Source organism: Nostoc sp. JL31, assembly GCF_017114965.1.
Taxonomy (GTDB): domain Bacteria; phylum Cyanobacteriota; class Cyanobacteriia; order Cyanobacteriales; family Nostocaceae; genus Nostoc; species Nostoc punctiforme_A.
In genome coordinates this window covers 17,833-35,352 of sequence record NZ_JABXKO010000111.1, presented here as the reverse complement: position 1 = coordinate 35,352, position 17,520 = coordinate 17,833, and the positions used below count along the sequence as shown (strand labels likewise).

At 40.6% G+C, this 17,520-nt stretch carries 20 protein-coding genes and 1 pseudogene; 9 read left to right on the top strand and 12 right to left on the bottom strand.

The window, feature by feature from the left end:
* Positions 1 to 19: 19 nt before the first annotated feature.
* The 9 genes from hypE to HWQ43_RS28140 form a co-directional block, all read right to left on the bottom strand.
* The gene (hypE, locus tag HWQ43_RS28180) at positions 20 to 1,123 is read right to left on the bottom strand and encodes a hydrogenase expression/formation protein HypE (RefSeq protein WP_292739808.1); all 1,104 of its coding nucleotides are present in this window, start codon (positions 1,121 to 1,123) and stop codon (positions 20 to 22) included.
* A gap of 86 nt (positions 1,124 to 1,209) precedes the next feature.
* Positions 1,210 to 2,391, bottom strand: coding sequence for a hydrogenase formation protein HypD (hypD, locus tag HWQ43_RS28175; protein ID WP_292739807.1), 1,182 nt, complete (start codon positions 2,389 to 2,391; stop codon positions 1,210 to 1,212).
* A 94-nt stretch (positions 2,392 to 2,485) separates the two neighbouring features.
* The gene (locus HWQ43_RS28170) at positions 2,486 to 2,746 is read right to left on the bottom strand and encodes a HypC/HybG/HupF family hydrogenase formation chaperone (protein ID WP_292739805.1); all 261 of its coding nucleotides are present in this window, start codon (positions 2,744 to 2,746) and stop codon (positions 2,486 to 2,488) included.
* Positions 2,747 to 2,827: 81 nt separating this feature from the next.
* Complete coding sequence (gene hypF, locus HWQ43_RS28165) at positions 2,828 to 5,176, bottom strand: carbamoyltransferase HypF (RefSeq protein WP_292739803.1); 2,349 nt, start codon at positions 5,174 to 5,176, stop codon at positions 2,828 to 2,830.
* Between the two features lie 140 nt (positions 5,177 to 5,316).
* A complete protein-coding gene (locus HWQ43_RS28160) occupies positions 5,317 to 6,543 on the bottom strand; it encodes a hypothetical protein (RefSeq protein WP_292739801.1) in 1,227 nt (408 codons plus the stop codon).
* A 772-nt stretch (positions 6,544 to 7,315) separates the two neighbouring features.
* Positions 7,316 to 8,161, bottom strand: a complete 846-nt coding sequence (locus HWQ43_RS28155) for a NifU family protein (protein ID WP_292739799.1) — start codon at positions 8,159 to 8,161, stop codon at positions 7,316 to 7,318.
* Between the two features lie 62 nt (positions 8,162 to 8,223).
* Positions 8,224 to 8,448, bottom strand: a complete 225-nt coding sequence (locus HWQ43_RS28150; protein ID WP_292739798.1) for a hypothetical protein — start codon at positions 8,446 to 8,448, stop codon at positions 8,224 to 8,226.
* An 8-nt stretch (positions 8,449 to 8,456) separates the two neighbouring features.
* Entirely contained in the window at positions 8,457 to 8,723 is a 267-nt protein-coding gene (locus HWQ43_RS28145; protein ID WP_292739796.1) for a hypothetical protein, read from the bottom strand.
* Between the two features lie 96 nt (positions 8,724 to 8,819).
* Complete coding sequence (locus HWQ43_RS28140; RefSeq protein WP_292739794.1) at positions 8,820 to 9,788, bottom strand: hypothetical protein; 969 nt, start codon at positions 9,786 to 9,788, stop codon at positions 8,820 to 8,822.
* 464 nt (positions 9,789 to 10,252) lie between these two features.
* Between HWQ43_RS28140 and HWQ43_RS28135 the strand changes: the two are divergent.
* The 5 genes and pseudogenes from HWQ43_RS28135 to HWQ43_RS28115 all read left to right on the top strand — a co-directional run.
* Positions 10,253 to 10,537: pseudogene (locus HWQ43_RS28135) on the top strand (DUF2887 domain-containing protein); the annotation flags it as partial.
* Between the two features lie 151 nt (positions 10,538 to 10,688).
* A complete protein-coding gene (locus HWQ43_RS28130; protein WP_292739793.1) occupies positions 10,689 to 11,651 on the top strand; it encodes a hydrogenase small subunit in 963 nt (320 codons plus the stop codon).
* A gap of 94 nt (positions 11,652 to 11,745) precedes the next feature.
* Entirely contained in the window at positions 11,746 to 13,341 is a 1,596-nt protein-coding gene (locus tag HWQ43_RS28125) for a nickel-dependent hydrogenase large subunit (RefSeq protein WP_292739791.1), read from the top strand.
* A 119-nt stretch (positions 13,342 to 13,460) separates the two neighbouring features.
* A complete protein-coding gene (locus HWQ43_RS28120; protein WP_292739789.1) occupies positions 13,461 to 13,700 on the top strand; it encodes an antitoxin family protein in 240 nt (79 codons plus the stop codon).
* Positions 13,697 to 14,092, top strand: a complete 396-nt coding sequence (locus tag HWQ43_RS28115; protein ID WP_292739787.1) for a PIN domain-containing protein — start codon at positions 13,697 to 13,699, stop codon at positions 14,090 to 14,092. Before HWQ43_RS28120 ends, HWQ43_RS28115 begins: the two co-directional genes overlap by 4 nt.
* Positions 14,093 to 14,106: 14 nt before the next feature.
* Here HWQ43_RS28115 and HWQ43_RS28110 read toward each other — a convergent pair whose 3' ends face one another.
* Together HWQ43_RS28110 and HWQ43_RS28105 are read right to left on the bottom strand one after the other, a co-directional pair.
* The gene (locus HWQ43_RS28110; RefSeq protein ID WP_292739785.1) at positions 14,107 to 14,280 is read right to left on the bottom strand and encodes a type II toxin-antitoxin system HicB family antitoxin; all 174 of its coding nucleotides are present in this window, start codon (positions 14,278 to 14,280) and stop codon (positions 14,107 to 14,109) included.
* A 121-nt stretch (positions 14,281 to 14,401) separates the two neighbouring features.
* Positions 14,402 to 15,070, bottom strand: a complete 669-nt coding sequence (locus HWQ43_RS28105; protein WP_292739782.1) for a DUF1294 domain-containing protein — start codon at positions 15,068 to 15,070, stop codon at positions 14,402 to 14,404.
* 256 nt (positions 15,071 to 15,326) lie between these two features.
* Between HWQ43_RS28105 and HWQ43_RS28100 the strand changes: the two genes are divergently transcribed.
* From HWQ43_RS28100 to HWQ43_RS28085, 4 genes are all read left to right on the top strand, one after another.
* Positions 15,327 to 15,749, top strand: a complete 423-nt coding sequence (locus HWQ43_RS28100; protein WP_292739780.1) for a hypothetical protein — start codon at positions 15,327 to 15,329, stop codon at positions 15,747 to 15,749.
* 240 nt (positions 15,750 to 15,989) lie between these two features.
* Entirely contained in the window at positions 15,990 to 16,214 is a 225-nt protein-coding gene (locus HWQ43_RS28095) for a DUF433 domain-containing protein (RefSeq protein ID WP_292739778.1), read from the top strand.
* A gap of 2 nt (positions 16,215 to 16,216) precedes the next feature.
* Positions 16,217 to 16,576, top strand: coding sequence for a DUF5615 family PIN-like protein (locus HWQ43_RS28090; protein ID WP_292739776.1), 360 nt, complete (start codon positions 16,217 to 16,219; stop codon positions 16,574 to 16,576).
* Between the two features lie 63 nt (positions 16,577 to 16,639).
* The gene (locus HWQ43_RS28085) at positions 16,640 to 17,110 is read left to right on the top strand and encodes a hydrogenase maturation protease (RefSeq protein ID WP_292739774.1); all 471 of its coding nucleotides are present in this window, start codon (positions 16,640 to 16,642) and stop codon (positions 17,108 to 17,110) included.
* 19 nt (positions 17,111 to 17,129) lie between these two features.
* On the opposite strand, the gene HWQ43_RS28080 is transcribed toward HWQ43_RS28085, so the two are convergent.
* On the bottom strand, positions 17,130 to 17,504 hold the full coding sequence (locus HWQ43_RS28080) for a hypothetical protein (RefSeq protein ID WP_292739772.1): 375 nt from the start codon (positions 17,502 to 17,504) through the stop codon (positions 17,130 to 17,132).
* Between the last annotated feature and the right edge of the window lie 16 nt (positions 17,505 to 17,520).

Here is a 17,520-nt window from a genome sequence, read left to right as displayed (position 1 = left end):
ACTATAAATTTATTAAAGATTAACAAATTCGTGGTAATTGGTCGCCTACTAACATATCAACAATTCTTTCAGCACCAAAAGCTGTTTTTAATAGTACGATACCTGGGGGCGAGGTAATAACTTCGCCAATAATACAAGCATCTTTGCCTGCTGGGTGGGATTTCATAGCTGATAAAACATTTTCAGCATTCTTTTTTGGAACCACCACAACTAACTTACCTTCATTAGCTAAATACAATGGGTCTAAACCAAGAATTTCGCAAACTCCGTTGACTTCTTCACGCACTGGAATAGATTCTTCAAAGAGACGAATTCCCACATCGGAACTGAGGGCGAATTCATTTAGTACTGTGGCTAAACCTCCACGTGTGGCATCTCGCATAGCATGAATTTGTGGACATATATGGAGAATAGTTTCTACTAAACTATGCAACGGCTGACAGTCACTTTCAATATTAGTATCTAAGGCTAATTCTCCACGGGCGATTAAAATTGCTGTCCCATGATTGCCTATTTCACCATTAATTATTACGGCATCTCCAGGTTTAATATTGTGAGCAGAAATATTAACTCCTCGTGGGATGATACCAATACCAGCAGTATTAATAAAGAGTTTATCGGCTGCACCACGATGTACAACTTTTGTGTCACCAGTGACAATTTGAACACCCGCTTTTTCTGCGGCTGCTTTCATACTGTTTGCAACACGGCGTAAGGTTTCTACAGGTAATCCTTCTTCTAAAATTACGCTGCAAGTTAGATATAAAGGTTTAGCACCACTGACAGCTAAATCATTAACTGTACCGTTTATGGCTAATTCTCCTATATCACTACCGGGGAAAAATAACGGGTCTACAACATAAGAATCTGTTGTAAATGCGAGTCTGTCTCCTTGTTGGAGGAGAGGGGTTAGGTTGAAGCTGGCTTGGTCTTCTAGTTGTGAGAGAATTGGGTTATCAAAATTGCTGACAAAGATATCATCTATTAAATTACGCATGGCTTTACCACCGCTACCATGTGCGAGAGTTATATGAGTGTCTTGCACTTTACTTTGGCGACGGCGGACTTGTTCTATTTTTTGGAATAGGGGATTTTGGATTGGGTTTGTGGGGGAAATGTTCATATTAAAATTTTTTTTAAACGCAAAGGGACGCAGTAGACGCTTTTGCGGCTTGCCGCAGGCTGGGAAGCGCAGAGGTACGCGGAGTATTATAAGTCTGAGGAGAAGCCGCAGGCGGGGAGGGGTTCTTGAGTTATTTTTGGTTTTTGGGTGATTGTTCTTTTGGCAATGGTGGAGAGTCGTCCATATTTGTAATAGGCTGCACAAGCGCCTTCGGAAGATACCATACAAGTACCAATGGGGGTTTCTGGGGTGCAAGCTGTACCGAATACTTTACACTCCCAAGGCTTTAAGACTCCTTTGAGAATTTCTCCACATTTACAAGCTTTATGGTCGGCTACTTTGAGATTAGGAATGGTAAATTTAAGTTCGGCATCAAATTGGGCATATTCAGGTTGAATTTTTAATCCTGAATAGGGGATGTCACCTAAGCCGCGCCAATCAAAGCTATCTCGCACGGCGAAAACTTTGTTTATGGCTTGTAGGGCTACTGTATTTCCAGATTTTTGGACAATTCGGTTATATTGATTTTCAACTTCACAACGATTTTCTATTAGCTGTTGCAACAACATCCAAATTGATTGCAGAATATCTAAGGGTTCAAATCCTGAGACGACTATCGGCTTATTATATTGTTGGGAAATAAATTGGTATGGGTCACTGCCAATTACCATGCTGACATGACCAGGCCCAACAAATCCATCCAGTTGTAAGTCGGGATTATCTAATAGTGCTTTGAGGGCGGGAATCACGAGGACGTGATTGGAAAACATACTAAAGTTATGAATTTCTTCGGCTGCTGCTTGCAGAATAGTGAAGGCGGTGCTAGGGGCTGTGGTTTCAAAGCCTAATGCGAAGAAGACTACTTCTTTGTCGGGGTTATCTCTAGCAATTTGCAGGCTATCTAGGGGAGAGTACACCATACGGATGTCTGCACCTTGTGCCCTGGCTTGCAGTAATGTGGTGTTGGAACCGGGAACTCGCATGGCATCGCCAAAGGTGGCAAAAATGACGTTATGATTTTGAGAGATTGCGATCGCATCATCTAATCTCCCTTTTGGCATAACGCATACTGGACAACCAGGCCCATGAATTAGTTCGATGGTTTGGGGCAATATTTCTTCGATACCGTATTTAAAAATGGAGTGGGTATGTCCGCCGCATACTTCCATGATTTTGATGGGTTTTTCTAGCTGGTGGCTTAATTTGGTGATTTCGCGGAGTATGGCTTCTGCTTTTTCCGGTTCGCGGAATTCGTCAACATATTTCATAAGGATTTGGGAATAGTAAGCTTTATGTCAATACGGCTGAGTTAAGTATTTCTTTTTACTCTTTGTGCCCTCCGCGCCTCTGCGGTTCGTTAAGTTAAGTACTAATTTTTACTTGTGCTGCTGCTAATTCTTGAAGGAGTTGTAATGTTTCTGCTGCTTCTTGTTCGTTAATTCGATTCATGGCAAAGCCAACATGAACTAACACCCAATCGCCAATACAAGCTTCGGGGGGATGTTGTTCATCTACGATGCAGGCAATATTTACTTCGCGCTTCACACCACCAATGTTAACTAGGGCTAGTTTATGGTTAACGTTGGTAATTTCTATAATTTGTCCGGGGATTCCTAAGCACATTTTTTTATTTTGAAGATAAACTAACCGCAGAGGCGCGGAGAACACAGAGAGAATTATTTGTCAGAAAAGGGTTGTCAAATATCAATACTTATGTATTAATTTTGCGGCTGCAATTACTGCTTGTCCTAGAGATAATCCGCCGTCATTAGCTGGAACTAAGCTATGAGTTAGTACTTTTATCCCCAATGTTTCTAATCGTTTGCTAACTTGCTGTAACAATATACAATTTTGAAAGACTCCTCCTGTTAAAGCTACCTGATGAATCGGATTTTTTTGACGAAGGTGCTTAACCATTTCCACAATCGCATTAGCTAAACCTTTGTGAAATTTGGCAGCTATAACTGGTTGGGGAATCTGCTGTTGCAAGTCATAGAGTAAGGCTTGCCACATTGGGCATGAGTCTATACAGTAAATACTATCTGAAAAGCTAAAACTAAAAGGGTATATTAGCGTTTCTTTATCATTATTTAAGCTGCTAACATCTACTATAGCTTCCATTGCGATCGCAGCTTGTCCTTCATAACTACATTCTTCAGGGCAAATACCGATAGCCGCCCCCACTGCATCGAACAACCGCCCCACTGAAGAAGCTGGAGGAGAGTTAATTTTTTTCTCTATAAGTTGATTTAGTAGCTTTAATGGTTTTTTATTCAGCAATTTTACGATTCCTAAATCAGCATACTGTTGTTGGCAATTATCCCAAAGGTTAGCAGCTATTAATTGGGCGTAGGTATTACGCCAAGGCTGATAAATTGCTTGTTCAGCACCAATCATTGGAACTGGTTTAAATGTTGCTAGTCGCTGAAATTTCTGATAATCTGCTAAAAGAAATTCTCCGCCCCAGAGTGTACTGTCATCACCGTAACCTAAACCATCTAAAGCAATACCTAATACTGGAGGTGAGTTTAAAGGAATCCCATTTTCTGCCATACAAGCAGCAATATGGGCGTGATGATGTTGGATTTGATGAATTGAAATTTGATTTGTATCTGCTAGTTCTTTACCAAGTTTGCTGGAAAGATATTCAGGATGTTTATCAATGGCGATTACTTCTGGTGTATGTTCAAATAAATTTAAGTATAAGTTTAAAGTCTCTTGGTAAGCATTGAAAGCCGCAGCATTTTCTAAATCTCCCAGATGTTGAGATAGAATCGCTTCTCCTTCACGCAATAAGCAAAAAGTATTTTTTAACTCACTACCCATTGCTAAAATTTGCGGCACATTGTCAAATCCCGGCGGTAAGCTAATCGATGCTGGTGCATATCCTCTAGCACGGCGAATTATTTGGACTTTATCGCCGATAACACGCACAACCGAATCATCTACCCGATTAATAATCTCTCGATTGTGAAAGAGAAAATAATCAGCGATTGTCCCTAATTTTTCTTTTGCTTCGTCATTATCAATACATTGTGGTTCATCGGCAAGATTACCACTTGTTAAAATAATTGGGCGATTCATCCGCCGCAGAATTAAATGATGTAAGGGCGTATAAGGTAGCATAAACCCAAGAGTATTTTGCCCCGATGCTACCGATGGTGCTACAAGTTTTTTACCTGTCGCTTGTAATAAAACAATTGGTGCAGCAGAACTTGTCAATAATTCTTTTTCTTTAGCGTTGACAGTACAATATTGTTCAATTATTTCAATATCTCGCGCCATTAAAGCAAATGGTTTGTGATAGCGCCTTTTGCGCTGACGCAGTTTTTGGACAACGGTTTCCTGAGTTGCATCACAAGCTAAATGAATACCACTTAAGCCTTTAATTGCGACAATCTCACCCTTTTGCAACAAGGTACAAACGGCATCCACATCATCTAGCATGGAAAACATGGAAGCAGTAACCGATTTACCATCAGCGCGTTCTAACCAAGCTGTGGGGCCGCAAACATGACAAGCTACAGGTTGGGCGTGAAAACGGCGATTTTCAACATCGTGGTATTCCTTTGCACATTCGGGACATATAACAAACGCAGACATACTGGTATTGCATCTGTCATAAGGAATCGCACGAATAATACTCAGGCGAGGGCCGCAATGAGTGCAATTGGTAAAGGGGTAGCGAAAAAAGCGGCTAAAGGGGTCAAATATTTCTTGTTGACACTGTGGACAAGTAGCTGCATCAGGGACAATTTCTGTTTTAATGGCACTATTAACGCTATTAGAAATCACAAAATTGTTAAAGTTAAATTCACCTTCGCAAGCAATTCTAGTTAGCTGATTAATTTTTGCTAATGGTGGACATTCTGTTTGCAATCTGGCAACAAACTCTGTTAATGCTTCCTCACTACCAGATACCCGAATTAATACACCTTGCCCATCATTACAAACATCTCCATACAAACCACAGGCTTTAGCAAGACGATATACAGTAGGGCGAAATCCTACTCCCTGAACAGTACCGCGAACTCTAATTTCTTCAGTCGGCATAGGGACTTCCAAATAAAAAAATACCCAATAAAACTCTCTTCTCCTCATTCCTCTGTGTTCTCTGTCTCTCTGTGGTAGCCTGCGGCAAGCCGCTTCTCTACGAGACGCTCCGCGAATGCGTCTACGTTTATTTAGCTAATTTATTTCTTAGAAATCCCATAATTAAACTGCCACAGCAATATTCGGTTATTTCCAGAATCAGCTATTACCGCCGTATTGCCACAAATTTTTATCCCATAACACCAATTTAAACTATCTCGTTTAGACAGCCCGAAATTACGATTTTCACCTTTACTTTGAAAATTTATTTGTCCTGCCAACCCATCTGCCATTACCCCTTGCAGCGATAAAATTGATTCTGGCTTTTTCCATCCTAACAAACGAGAATTAGCTGTATCTGCAACTACTAACCAATCGCCAGCCACCGCCACACCATAAGGCATACTCAAACTACTAGCGCTAGGCAAATAAACTCCTTGATTCATTTCCACAAAATCAAAGCTTTTTTGCCCTAAAACCACAGCACAAGGAGTATTATTTTCTGTTGGCATTCCCTGCCAAATCATCACTCGGTGATTACCTGCATCGCTGACAACCAAATTTTCTCCCCAAAAAGCGATGTCGTGACACCAACGCATACTCGCTGCGGTTGGAGAATCACCACCGTTTTCATTGCGAGATATCATATCCGGTTGTCCCAAAACTAAATCAGCAGGTTGACCATTTTCTGTTGGTAACTGATGCCAAATTAATAGTCTTCGATTACCAGTGTCAGCAATAAATAGCCGTCCTTGATGATAGAAAACACCATAGGGCCAGTGCATTGTACTAGCAGATGCTTGCTGATTGCCTCGATTTGGTTCATTATCAGTAAAATTAACTTGCCCTAACACCAAATCTGCTGGAACATTATTATCTTCTGGTAAGTTTTTCCAAATCAAAACTCGATGATTCCAAGCATCTGCGACAGCTAATCCTTCGCCGCAAGCACAAATCCCTGTTGGTACACTTAAGCTTGCACTTCCCGGTGTAGTTTTAGCATTTTGTCCTTCATGATAAAAGTCAGGTTGTCCAATTACCCAATCAGCCGGTTGACTATCTCTCGTGGGTAAATTTTGCCATCCTAATAATCGATGATGTCCTGTATCTGATACCCATAATGGGCCGGTTTCTGATAACAAACAAGCACTACGAGGGCCAAACATTGTTGTGGCATTGGGTGCTACAGGTATAACTAATTGTTCGGGTTCAATAATGTTGCCTAAAATTACCTCCGCACCTTGAGGTGATAGAGGTAAATCTTGAGGATTTTCTATTGCTTTTAGCGGTAATTGTGATATGGGATTAATTATGATTGGGATATCCATGAACCGCAAATAGGCGCTGATAATTATTTAAAAACATTAATCTTGATTAGCATGTAACAACAGTAACGGTTTTGCATTATGCTTTTTTAAAATTCAGTTAAAACCTTTAATCAACTTCAATATTAATCAATTTTATGATTTACGCATGAGTTAGGGAATAACGAACCACAGAGGCGCAGAGAAGCCAGTGCGTTGGACGGGTTCCCCGACTTGTAGCAACTGGCGCAACACAGAGAAATGAGAGTTTGAGAGATATTTTGCGTAAGCCCTAAATTTTAAAAAATCTATCTAACCTTTAGTAATTTTTACTACATAGCGAATCTTTGGTATGAGTGCGCGATTTACTGAAATGAGAAAGCAAACTGGGGTTTGAGAAAGTAAAAGCTTATTTTACTTGCGGAAAACACTAAAATGAGTAAGTCAAATGACCTTTTGCTTGCGGAAAATACCAAAATGAGTAAGCAAACTGGAGTTTGAATAAGTAAAAGCTCATTTTGCTTGCGGAAAACACTAAAATGAATAAGCAAACTGGGGTTTGAATAAGTCAAATGACCTTTTGAGAAAGTAATATGCCTTTTTACTTTCTCAAAACACTAAAATCAATACCTGAATTACACAAATGAGAATGAATTTAGGGATATTGAGAAAGCACTCAGGCATTTTGCTTGTACAAAACACTAGAATAAATGCGCGAACTACTGAAATGAAAAAGCAAATTAGCCGTGATTGACTAATCGCCAAGTATATTTGCTGAACTCTTACCTTCGCGTTATCATTTTTGTAGTTTCACAAAAACCTTATCTTCTTTAACCTTGACTGGATACGACTGAAGCGAAACATCAGGCACGGTTAAGCATTTACCTGTCTCTAATTTGTACTGGAATCCGTGGGCAGGACAGGTAATAATACCATTTTCAACTTTACCCTTTTCTAAGGGAGATCCTAGATGGGTACAAGCATTACGGTAACATTTAACTGTAACGCCTTGGCGATGTAAAATTAGTGAAGTACCAGCAAGTTGTACTGCGACTACACTAAATTCAGGAACTTCATCAAGGGTAGCTACTTTCATCCAAGTACAAGTTATTTTTGAAGAGAATGGACTGATTAGATTAGAATTAGCGTTGTTAACAGCAGGGCTATTATTGACTGCAACAACTTTAGTAATTTCAGGACAATGGTTTTTTATTGCCTGTTCTACTCCCTGAGATAAAGTTAAAGTAGAAGCCGGACAACTGCTGCAAGTTCCGATTAATCTAACTTCTACTGTATCTGGTGACTTAATTGCCACTAATTCTACATCCCCATTATGCCTTTTTAAACCTGGGCGAACTTCTTCAAGGGCTGTTTCAATTCGCTGTGCTAATGGTGGTTTTGGTGGTTTGACTAACTCGTGATACAGTAGCACTGCATATACTAATTCATCCGCAACAGCATGACGCAAAGCTGGCATTGATTCTTGTTTGAGGCTTTTAATCAAATTAGTCAATGCAGCTTTATGCAAAGCTTCAATTGCTCTTTTTAGACCTACTGCTACACACCGTTGGCTTTCATCCCACTCGGATATAATTGCCTCAAAACGATTAATTTCCTGAATTAATTCTTCAAGATTTGTCATTTGTCATTTGTCATTGGGCATTAAGTATTGGCATTAAGGATTGGTTGTTTATCAATGACAATTCACTTCGTTTTAAAATCCTTGAAGAGAAACGGCATAATCATGCCCGTCACTAAGCTAGATAATATGATTGGTAAGTAGAAGGGAATGGGGGCTTGTGCAAGTAACACTAGCAGTAAAAAACCTACAGCAATACCAATAGTAGTTTGCTTGAGAAAAAATATTGGATTGCGTATTAGCTTTCCTTTAAAAAATAACTTGGCAGATAACCATCCTAGCTCTAACATATTTTCTCCTAATAATTTGTCAATAAATTTAAAGCAACAAGCCCTAAGAAGATGGCAGGAATTACACCCGCAGGGGCAAATAATGCACCAAGCATTGCTGAAAGTTCATATCCTATATCTTTACCAGCTAATAGCATTCCACCAATTGCACCGCCAACCATAGCTAAGGCTGTTGCTATAATTAGCCACACCAATTCTGTTGCTATGTTAAGATCGCCATCTGCTAAACTTGTGAGAAAATTTATCAGATTTGGCGTTGTTAAAATGTCTCTCATGCTGTTTTTCCTGATTGTTTAAGTTTTTGAGACGCGATAAATCGCCGTCTCTACAAGGGTTTTGGTCTTATCTGAACTGTATTGAACCCATAACTCCTAACCCTTCATTTCTGCTTCTACATCTTGTAATGCTTGGACTACTACCTCTGCTTGTGCAACTTGTTGATATTCCGTAAAAATTTCTAAAGCAGTTTGATAGTAGATACGGGCTTGCAAAAGATTTTGAGGATTACCAGCTTCTGGTTTTTCGGGGTCGTCTGGTAAGTTGAATAGGGCGTTGGCTTTGTTGGAAATTGTGTTAGCGTACTCTAAAGGTGTATCTTTGGGATTACGCACTTTTAGCGCTTCGTCATAAGCTGCGATCGCACGTAAGTTATTCTCGACAGGATGGGAACTCACTAAATATTGCAAAGCGTTGCCTAAGTTGTTTTGCAACATGGCATATTCTCTGGGATGATCGATCAGATTAATATGCTTTAGCGCCACCTCAAATGATTGCACAGCTAACCCTTGACGCAAATATTCCCGTTCTGATGCTAAGGGCATAGAAAGGTAAGCGATCGCAATATTGTTATACAAAATCGCGTATTCTTGGGGGTAATCTTCCCAAGTAAACACCCGCAACGCCTCATGATAAGCCTGGATGCTGTCGGTTATCCGCGCCAAATTGAACGGTACTAGCGACTGCAACACCAGCCCAAAATTCATCTGCGTTTCTGCCACTTCCTCTGGCAAAGCTAATTGTTGTAAAATCGGTAATGCCTCTTCATAACCGACTTTAGCTTGCATCAACAGTTGGTAATCAGCATCCGGTATTGCCTGTAATGTCCCTGCCATGCCCACTTTGGCCCTGGCTTTCAACAAGGGATACTCCTCACCACACATCTCGTAGGCCCGGTAATATAAGCCAACTGCATTCCGCAAGTCTTGGGCTGTTTTGGGCTTTTTTTGAAAACCCTGTGCGATCTCAATCAGCATTTGGATTTTTTCCTCTGCTGAAGCTGACTCCGATGCAACAGCTGCGATCGCAGCCTTCACTGCTGAATCTGTAATGCTGGGGGTCATAACTCTGCCGTACTCTAGCCAATTGGGAATTGAGTCCAACACCCATGAATGATCGAAACACGCGATCGCATTTCATCACGGGCCATACTGATTTACGCAGGCTTCGAGTCCTTTAGGCGGAATTCCCCTTTTTTGTCTGAGACTAGGGCTAATGATTAAGGACTAGGGAAAGAGTTGATCCCATGTCCAATATCCAATACCCCATGCCCAATCAATTTTTTTACTATAAAACACCCTATTTCTAAAATTCTAGGGGGAAATTGCTAATATTAATGTCAGCTTTAAACACCTAATATTTTTAAAATACTTTTTGTATCATCACTCGACACAATCCAAATATTCTTTCTTGGATTGTTGACATACATATATGCACTATCTTACCAGCTAATTTTTGTATACTCCAAAGATTCGCCACGGGATCGTCGAAGTGTAAAATATATTCATCAACTGTAAAACAAGTTCCCTTGAAAACAGACAGCATTTTCTATCGGATCTTTCAGAGTATCCCCACTACTTTCTTTGAACTGATTAACCAACCGCCCCAACTAGCTAGTGTTTACCAATTTTCTTCAGTAGAAGTCAAACAACTAGCCTTTAGAATCGATGGTGTTTTCCTCCCAAATGTAGCAGAACTACCTATTTATTTTGCCGAAGTGCAATTTCAACCAGACAAAAAGTTCTACTCGCGTTTATTTACCGAAATTTTTAACTATCTCGACAAAATTGAAAATAATCTTGTAAAACTGTTAGCTATTTTTAATGATTAATTCTTTTTTAATGAAAGAGAATTAAATCAAAAAATATCTTAGTATTGAAAAATAAATATTGATAAGCAGGTGAGACTTTACAAGCATTATCACCTACATCATGCATGGGAAACAATAGAAAAACGCATAGCCGATGACTAACATACTATGGCTACAGGGTGGTGCTTGTTCAGGTAACACCATGTCATTCCTCAACGCCGAAGAACCGACAGTCTGCGATTTAATTGCCGACTTTGGTATCAATATACTTTGGCATCCTTCCTTGGGGCTGGAACTAGGCAACGATTTGCAAACACTGCTACGAAATTGTATTTCTGGCACAATTCCTTTAGATATCTTGGTATTTGAAGGCAGCGTTGTTAATGCTCCCAACGGTACTGGCGAATGGAATCGGTTTGCCGATCGCGCCATGAAAGATTGGTTATTAGACCTCGCCAAAGTTGCTAAATTTATCGTCGCTGTGGGAGATTGTGCCACATGGGGAGGAATTCCCGCCATGTCACCTAATCCCAGCGAATCGGAAGGTTTGCAATTTCTCAAGCGTCAAGAAGGCGGCTTTTTAGGTAAAGACTTCGTGTCTCAAGCCGGATTACCTGTAATCAATATACCTGGATGTCCCGCACATCCCGACTGGATTACGCAGATATTAGTTGCGATCGCTACTGGACGCATAGCAGACATTGCTTTCGATGAACTAAATCGTCCCCAAACCTTCTTCAACACCTATACTCAAACAGGTTGTACGCGCAACATCCACTTTGCCTACAAAGCATCAACCGCCGAATTTGGTCAGCGCAAAGGCTGCTTATTTTATGACTTGGGTTGTCGCGGCCCCATGACTCATTCTTCCTGCAACCGCATCCTATGGAACCGCGTATCTTCCAAAACTCGTGCTGGAATGCCTTGTTTAGGTTGTACCGAACCAGAATTTCCCTTCTTTGACCTTAAACCAGGAACCGTATTCAAAACCCAAACAGTAATGGGAGTTCCTAAAGAATTACCGCCAGGGGTGAACAAAAAAGACTACGCCTTACTGACAATGGTCGCCAAAGATGCAGCACCACCTTGGGCAGAAGAAGACTTTTTTACAGTTTAGTCATTAGTCATTAGTCCTTTGTCATTTGTGAAAAACCAATGACCAATGACTAATGACCAATGACAAGTGACCAATGACAAAGGACAAATAACAAATGGGAATTCAATCATTAGACATTTCGCCCGTCGGTAGAGTTGAAGGCGATTTAGATGTCCGAGTTGATATTGAACATGGAAGAGTAGTCAACGCCTGGACACACGCTGAATTATTTCGCGGATTTGAAGTTATCCTCCGCGGTAAAGACCCCCAAGCCGGATTAATTGTCACACCTCGCATTTGCGGCATTTGCGGCGGTTCTCACCTGACTTCTGCATCTTGGGCATTAGATACAGCTTGGGAAACAGAAGTTCCCCGCAATGCAATTTTGGCGAGAAATCTCGGTCAAATTGTCGAGACCATTCAAAGCATTCCCCGCTACTTTTATGGTTTGTTTGCCATTGATTTAACCAATAAAAAATACCGCCATAGTCGCTATTATGACGAAGCTGTGAGACGCTTTGCCGCCTTCACAGGCAAATCTTATGAACTCGGCATAACAATTTCCGCTAAACCCGTAGAAATTTATGCACTATTGGGCGGACAATGGCCCCATTCCAGCTACATGGTTCCCGGTGGCGTGATGTGCGCCCCCACTTTAACAGACATCACCCGCGCTTGGGCAATTCTCGAATACTTTCGTACCAATTGGTTAGAACCAGTGTGGTTGGGTTGTTCTTTAGAACGCTACGAACAAATCCAAACTTATGATGACTTTAGAGATTGGTTAGATGAAGACCGAAATCATCGAGATTCCGACTTAGGTTTTTATTGGCGCATGGGTTTAGACATCGGTTTAGATAGATATGGCGCTGGTGTTGGTAAATATGTCACTTGGGGATATTTAGCCCATGAAGATAAATACCAAAAGCCGACTATCGAAGGACGAAATGAGGCGATGATTATGAAAAGTGGAGTGTACGACAGCTTCGCAGACACTCACGTTTTAATGGATCAGTCATTTACCCGCGAGAATACAACTCACTCTTGGTACGATGAGGGAACGGCAGATATTCACCCTAGCGATCGCACCACTAAACCTACTGCAATCAATACCAAAGACTTCGATAACGCCTACTCTTGGTCGAGTGCAGTTCTTCACAAAGACTTCGGACGCTTGGAAACTGGCCCCTTAGCGCGTCAATTAGTAGCTGGTGGTAAACATGGCGAATCTTGGCAACACTACGACGGCTTGATTCTAGATGTATTTAAGGAAATGGGTGGTGCTAGTATTCATGTGCGCCAGTTGGCACGAGTTCACGAACTTGTCAAGTTATATCGGCAAGCTGAACACTGTTTGCGCGAATTCAAATTAAACGACCCCTGGTATATCAAACCCACAGAAAAAGATGGCAAGGGTTGGGGTGCAACAGAAGCAGCACGCGGTTCTTTATCTCACTGGGTGGAAATAGAGGGCGGTAAGATTAAAAACTACCAAGTGATTGCCCCAGGTACTTGGAATATTGGCCCTCGTGATGGCGATGGAATCCGCGGCCCCATTGAAGAAGCTTTAATTGGCACACCCATTTACGATTCTAGCGATCCAGTAGAAGTTGGTCATGTGGCGCGATCGTTTGATTCATGTTTGGTGTGTACAGTCCACGCCCATGATGCGAAAACTGGTGAGGAGTTAGCGCGTTTTCGGACTGCTTAAAAGATGCTAATTTCTAATAGCTAATGGCTAATTATTTTTTAGTTAGTCATTAGCTGTGTTTTTTACTATGTAGATATTATGCCATGATTAGAAATAGCTATGGCATGAGGAAAAAGTTTATGACTATAACTATAGAAGCTGTTTATGAACAAGGGGTACTGAGGTTATCACAGCCGATTCCATTAGCCGAGGGAACTCGTGTTGAAGTCACTGTGATTTCAACTGAGGCTAAACCTCAAAACAAAACTCCTAGAGAGATTTTGGCACAAATTGCAGCCATGCCTTTAGAAGTTAGCAATGATAAATTTTCTGGTCGAGATCATGACACTATTCTTTATCCTCCTCATAGTGCAACATGAGCTTTGTAGATACCAGCGCCTGGTTTGCTAGTATTGTTCCTTCCGATACTGAGCATCAGGCAGCGTCTTTATGGGTTAATCAAAATATTCAGCCATTGCTAACAACAGATTACGTTGTCGATGAAACCTTGACCCTTTTGAGGACCCGTGGGGAAACGTTGAGGGCAATCAGCTTAGGAGAGGCATTCTTTTCAGATAATCTGACGACCATTTATTACCTGACAGAAGAGAATATTCGACAAACTTGGCAGATTTTTCGTCAGTTCTCAGATAAAAACTGGAGTTTCACGGACTGCGCCAGTCGGGTTGTGATGAATAAATTCCACTTAACTCAGGCATTCACCTTTGATCATCATTTTCGTCAATTTGGGTTCGTGAATGTTGTACCTTGAAGTTGTGCGATCGCCTAGCGTGTCTGAAGTGATAGCTCCTCTAGAAGCATTTCAATAACTTCACGCAAATTTTCCTGCAATTCATCCAAGGTTTCACCTTGAGAATGCGCTCCAGGAAAGCCAGGGACATAGCCAACATAGAACTTAGTATCAGGATCTCTTTCAACGAGCGCAGTAAAAGTTTTCATATCACAATCATCGACAAGGCTTACTTTACAGCTTACTCGATTAGACATCTAACTGAGCGACGCCGAATAGCCCGTCGTAGACATCGCCTTTGTATCATTATGACAATCAGACTAAACTTACTTATCCCCTAGAAACAATAGCAAAAAACATATTTATCAACGCTTTACCAAAAAATAGCCAATCCAACCAAAATACAATGTGAAGAGTTGCTATCAACCAAAATACAATTTGATAAGAAACTTTGCTGCTTTTGTGACGTAGTTTCTGTTGAGCAACAAATCCACCTAACCAACCACCCATAAATTCGCACAGATGCAAAGTATTTTCTTGCCTTCTCCATCGTCCTTGTTGTGCGCGAGACTTATCATCGGCATATAGCCTAAAAGTAATGAAACTCATGACAGGATAAAGAATTAGCGGAATTGGGTTGCCAGTTGTTAGTGCAAGATGGATTGAACCTAACCCTGGTAGTAAAGATAGAAGTAATGTATTTAATGCTAATGATAAAGATTTATCTACAGTTCTGGATATAGACTTATTTGGTGCGGCAGAAGATAAAGATTTTGATTTAACTTCTTCGATGAAAGCATTACAAGCCCGTACTTTGCCATCTTTACTAGCTGTCAGTTGATAACAAACAAAATCACCAACTTGGGGACGACGGTTAACGTCTTTCAATGCTGTAATGTGTAGAAAGACTTCTTGGCTACCATCATCGGGTTGTATGAAACCAAACCCGCGATCGTCCTTCCAGATGGTTAGCTGCCCTTTGTGAAAAGAAAGTTTCATGAACAAATCATATATTTATCTTATAGTGTGCCCTTATTTACACAAATAAACAACATAAAAAATGCGTAGGCGTAGCTCGTCGAAGACATCGCTCCACCAACTCTTTTAACTGAGTAAAAATCTGGTGATAACTAACGGACTATTCCTAATGTCTGATATTCAAAACTCGTAGCATACCACACTAAAACTTATAGAAATAGTGGGTTAGGCTTGCGTTAATGCATTTGCATAAAACAGCAATTTACACGGTAAGCTTGTGTCTGATTTAGCGCTACATAATTATCTCCCTCGCGTTCCCGATGCAGCATTGCAAGAATACATAGAATGGTGTGTTTTAGAGCAAGCTCAAGCCGCAGAATGTAACTTTACTCCTGATAGAAGTAAGTTAAATAATTTGCCACCAGAAGACTACGTTCCTAAACTTGTCGAGCAGTTCATGAAAGTTAAACCAGACCCAATTAAGGCCGGTTTGGTAGCTGCGATCGCAGGCAAGGAAGCAGACCAACACGCTTTATCCGGTTTAGCGATCGCTGCCGATTTTGTATCTCTTTATGTCAAGTATTTAATTCCTAAAGAGGGAAGTACTAAAGAACAGGCTGAAGAGATATTAACTCAAGCATCACAACATCAGTATGAAAAACTGACTGAAGTTGCCAAGAAACATGGTGTAGCTTTATAGTTTCTTACTGATAATTTATTCTCAGAGGCTTTGTCTGTCCCATCAGTCAGAGCCTCGTATTTTGCAGATTATGGCACAAACTCGAAATAATCACAATCAGCAGAAGCTTGATAATGAGTTGTTCTTAATCTTATACCTTTACTATGACCTTAAGCTTTAAAGTAAGTTTCACTGCATTTATAGATACAGTACGGCTTCTTATTTTATAATTTAAGAAACATATTATTAGTTTATAGTTAAATGGACAGAATCGTAGTTAACTCTCACATTCATTTCGGTAAACCTTGCATCGCAGGAACACGCATCACTGTGCAGAGTATTCTTGAACTACTTAATGACGGACTTTCATTTGAAGAAATTATCCGAGACTACTATCCAGACCTAAAAATCGAAGACATTCGTGCCTGCTTAGGATATGCGATCGCTCTAGTGGCAGCTGAAGACATACGCCTAGTATCTATTTGAGTATGAGATTATTACTAGATCAAGATGTGTATGCTGTGACAGCAAGATTTCTAGTTGATAGCGGACATGATGTAGTTCTTGTTGCTCAGATTGGTCTTTCGCAAGCAAGTGATGAAGAAATACTTAGAACAGCACAGGAACAGAACCGTATTCTTATCACGCGAGATAGAGACTATGGAAATCTTGTTTTTGTGAGAGCAATGGGATCTGGAGTCATTTATCTCCGAATCCTACCTACAACTGTAAATAAAGTTCATAACGAGCTGGTACGAGTTATAGAAACTTACTCTGAAGTCGAATTAGTAGGGGCATTTGTAGTTGTACAACCAGATGGGCACAGGTTTAGAAAAGTATCTTTATAAAAGTTTAAAGTGCATTATTTTAATGATTGTAGATGTCGAAAGTGAGGTTAGATATCTCATCCCATGCTAACTATTATCGGTTGCGGCAATCTCAATCGCAATGACGACGCAGTAGGTGTAATCATTGCCCAACGCTTACAAAAATATCTAGCTGAAAATCCTCATCCTCATGTGCATGTTTATGACTGTGGCACCGCAGGGATGGAAGTAATGTTTCAAGCTAGAGGTAGTAAACAATTAGTAATTATTGATGCAAGTTCAACTGGTTCTGAACCGGGTGCTGTATTTAAAGTTCCAGGAAAAGAACTGGAAGCTTTACCAGAACCTAGTTATAACTTGCACGATTTTCGTTGGGATAATGCTTTAGCCGCCGGACGGAAAATCTTTCAAAATGACTTTCCCGAAGATGTCATAGTTTATTTAATTGAAGCGGCAAATCTTGGTTTGGGACTAGAGTTAAGTCCTGTTGTCAAACATTCTGCTGATTTGGTTTTTGAAGAGGTAGCTGCACTTATCAAACAGAATATTAACTAATACAAAATCCAAAATCGAATCACGCCCAATCCCGATAAACAGAAAGTTCATCTACCCTCATTTCAAAAGGTATGCCTTGACTTTCTGGGGGACAAACACGGATTTTAGCACTGTTAACAATTCCATATAGCAATGTCCCCATTGGCACAATTTTTTGTAAAACACGCCAATTAATAACTTGCTCGGGACATTCAATTACCAATGTCAGAGCATTGGCGTGGGTTGTGACATACCACCGACAATCAGACAGCAGATTTTGAATGGTGCGATCGCACGCATCATAAAAGTATCTGCTAATAGAATCCTCTAGCTGTTGCCGCAGTATAATATCCGCAGATGTCGGTTGCATCGGATGTGAGTCATCACCATTGAAGTAATACATCTTTCTAGCCATCTTTCTTCAGCTTCCT

What these genes read in the sequence shown, in the direction of transcription:
- hypE (WP_292739808.1), bottom strand. Translation starts at nt 1,123, where the DNA reads ATGAACATTTCCCCCACAAACCCAATCCAAAATCCCCTATTCCAAAAA.
- hypD (WP_292739807.1), bottom strand. Translation starts at nt 2,391, where the DNA reads ATGAAATATGTTGACGAATTCCGCGAACCGGAAAAAGCAGAAGCCATA.
- HWQ43_RS28170 (WP_292739805.1), bottom strand. Translation starts at nt 2,746, where the DNA reads ATGTGCTTAGGAATCCCCGGACAAATTATAGAAATTACCAACGTTAAC.
- hypF (WP_292739803.1), bottom strand. Translation starts at nt 5,176, where the DNA reads ATGCCGACTGAAGAAATTAGAGTTCGCGGTACTGTTCAGGGAGTAGGA.
- HWQ43_RS28160 (WP_292739801.1), bottom strand. Translation starts at nt 6,543, where the DNA reads ATGGATATCCCAATCATAATTAATCCCATATCACAATTACCGCTAAAA.
- HWQ43_RS28155 (WP_292739799.1), bottom strand. Translation starts at nt 8,161, where the DNA reads ATGACAAATCTTGAAGAATTAATTCAGGAAATTAATCGTTTTGAGGCA.
- HWQ43_RS28150 (WP_292739798.1), bottom strand. Translation starts at nt 8,448, where the DNA reads ATGTTAGAGCTAGGATGGTTATCTGCCAAGTTATTTTTTAAAGGAAAG.
- HWQ43_RS28145 (WP_292739796.1), bottom strand. Translation starts at nt 8,723, where the DNA reads ATGAGAGACATTTTAACAACGCCAAATCTGATAAATTTTCTCACAAGT.
- HWQ43_RS28140 (WP_292739794.1), bottom strand. Translation starts at nt 9,788, where the DNA reads ATGACCCCCAGCATTACAGATTCAGCAGTGAAGGCTGCGATCGCAGCT.
- HWQ43_RS28130 (WP_292739793.1), top strand. Translation starts at nt 10,689, where the DNA reads ATGACTAACATACTATGGCTACAGGGTGGTGCTTGTTCAGGTAACACC.
- HWQ43_RS28125 (WP_292739791.1), top strand. Translation starts at nt 11,746, where the DNA reads ATGGGAATTCAATCATTAGACATTTCGCCCGTCGGTAGAGTTGAAGGC.
- HWQ43_RS28120 (WP_292739789.1), top strand. Translation starts at nt 13,461, where the DNA reads ATGACTATAACTATAGAAGCTGTTTATGAACAAGGGGTACTGAGGTTA.
- HWQ43_RS28115 (WP_292739787.1), top strand. Translation starts at nt 13,697, where the DNA reads ATGAGCTTTGTAGATACCAGCGCCTGGTTTGCTAGTATTGTTCCTTCC.
- HWQ43_RS28110 (WP_292739785.1), bottom strand. Translation starts at nt 14,280, where the DNA reads ATGAAAACTTTTACTGCGCTCGTTGAAAGAGATCCTGATACTAAGTTC.
- HWQ43_RS28105 (WP_292739782.1), bottom strand. Translation starts at nt 15,070, where the DNA reads ATGAAACTTTCTTTTCACAAAGGGCAGCTAACCATCTGGAAGGACGAT.
- HWQ43_RS28095 (WP_292739778.1), top strand. Translation starts at nt 15,990, where the DNA reads ATGGACAGAATCGTAGTTAACTCTCACATTCATTTCGGTAAACCTTGC.
- HWQ43_RS28090 (WP_292739776.1), top strand. Translation starts at nt 16,217, where the DNA reads ATGAGATTATTACTAGATCAAGATGTGTATGCTGTGACAGCAAGATTT.
- HWQ43_RS28085 (WP_292739774.1), top strand. Translation starts at nt 16,640, where the DNA reads ATGCTAACTATTATCGGTTGCGGCAATCTCAATCGCAATGACGACGCA.
- HWQ43_RS28080 (WP_292739772.1), bottom strand. Translation starts at nt 17,504, where the DNA reads ATGGCTAGAAAGATGTATTACTTCAATGGTGATGACTCACATCCGATG.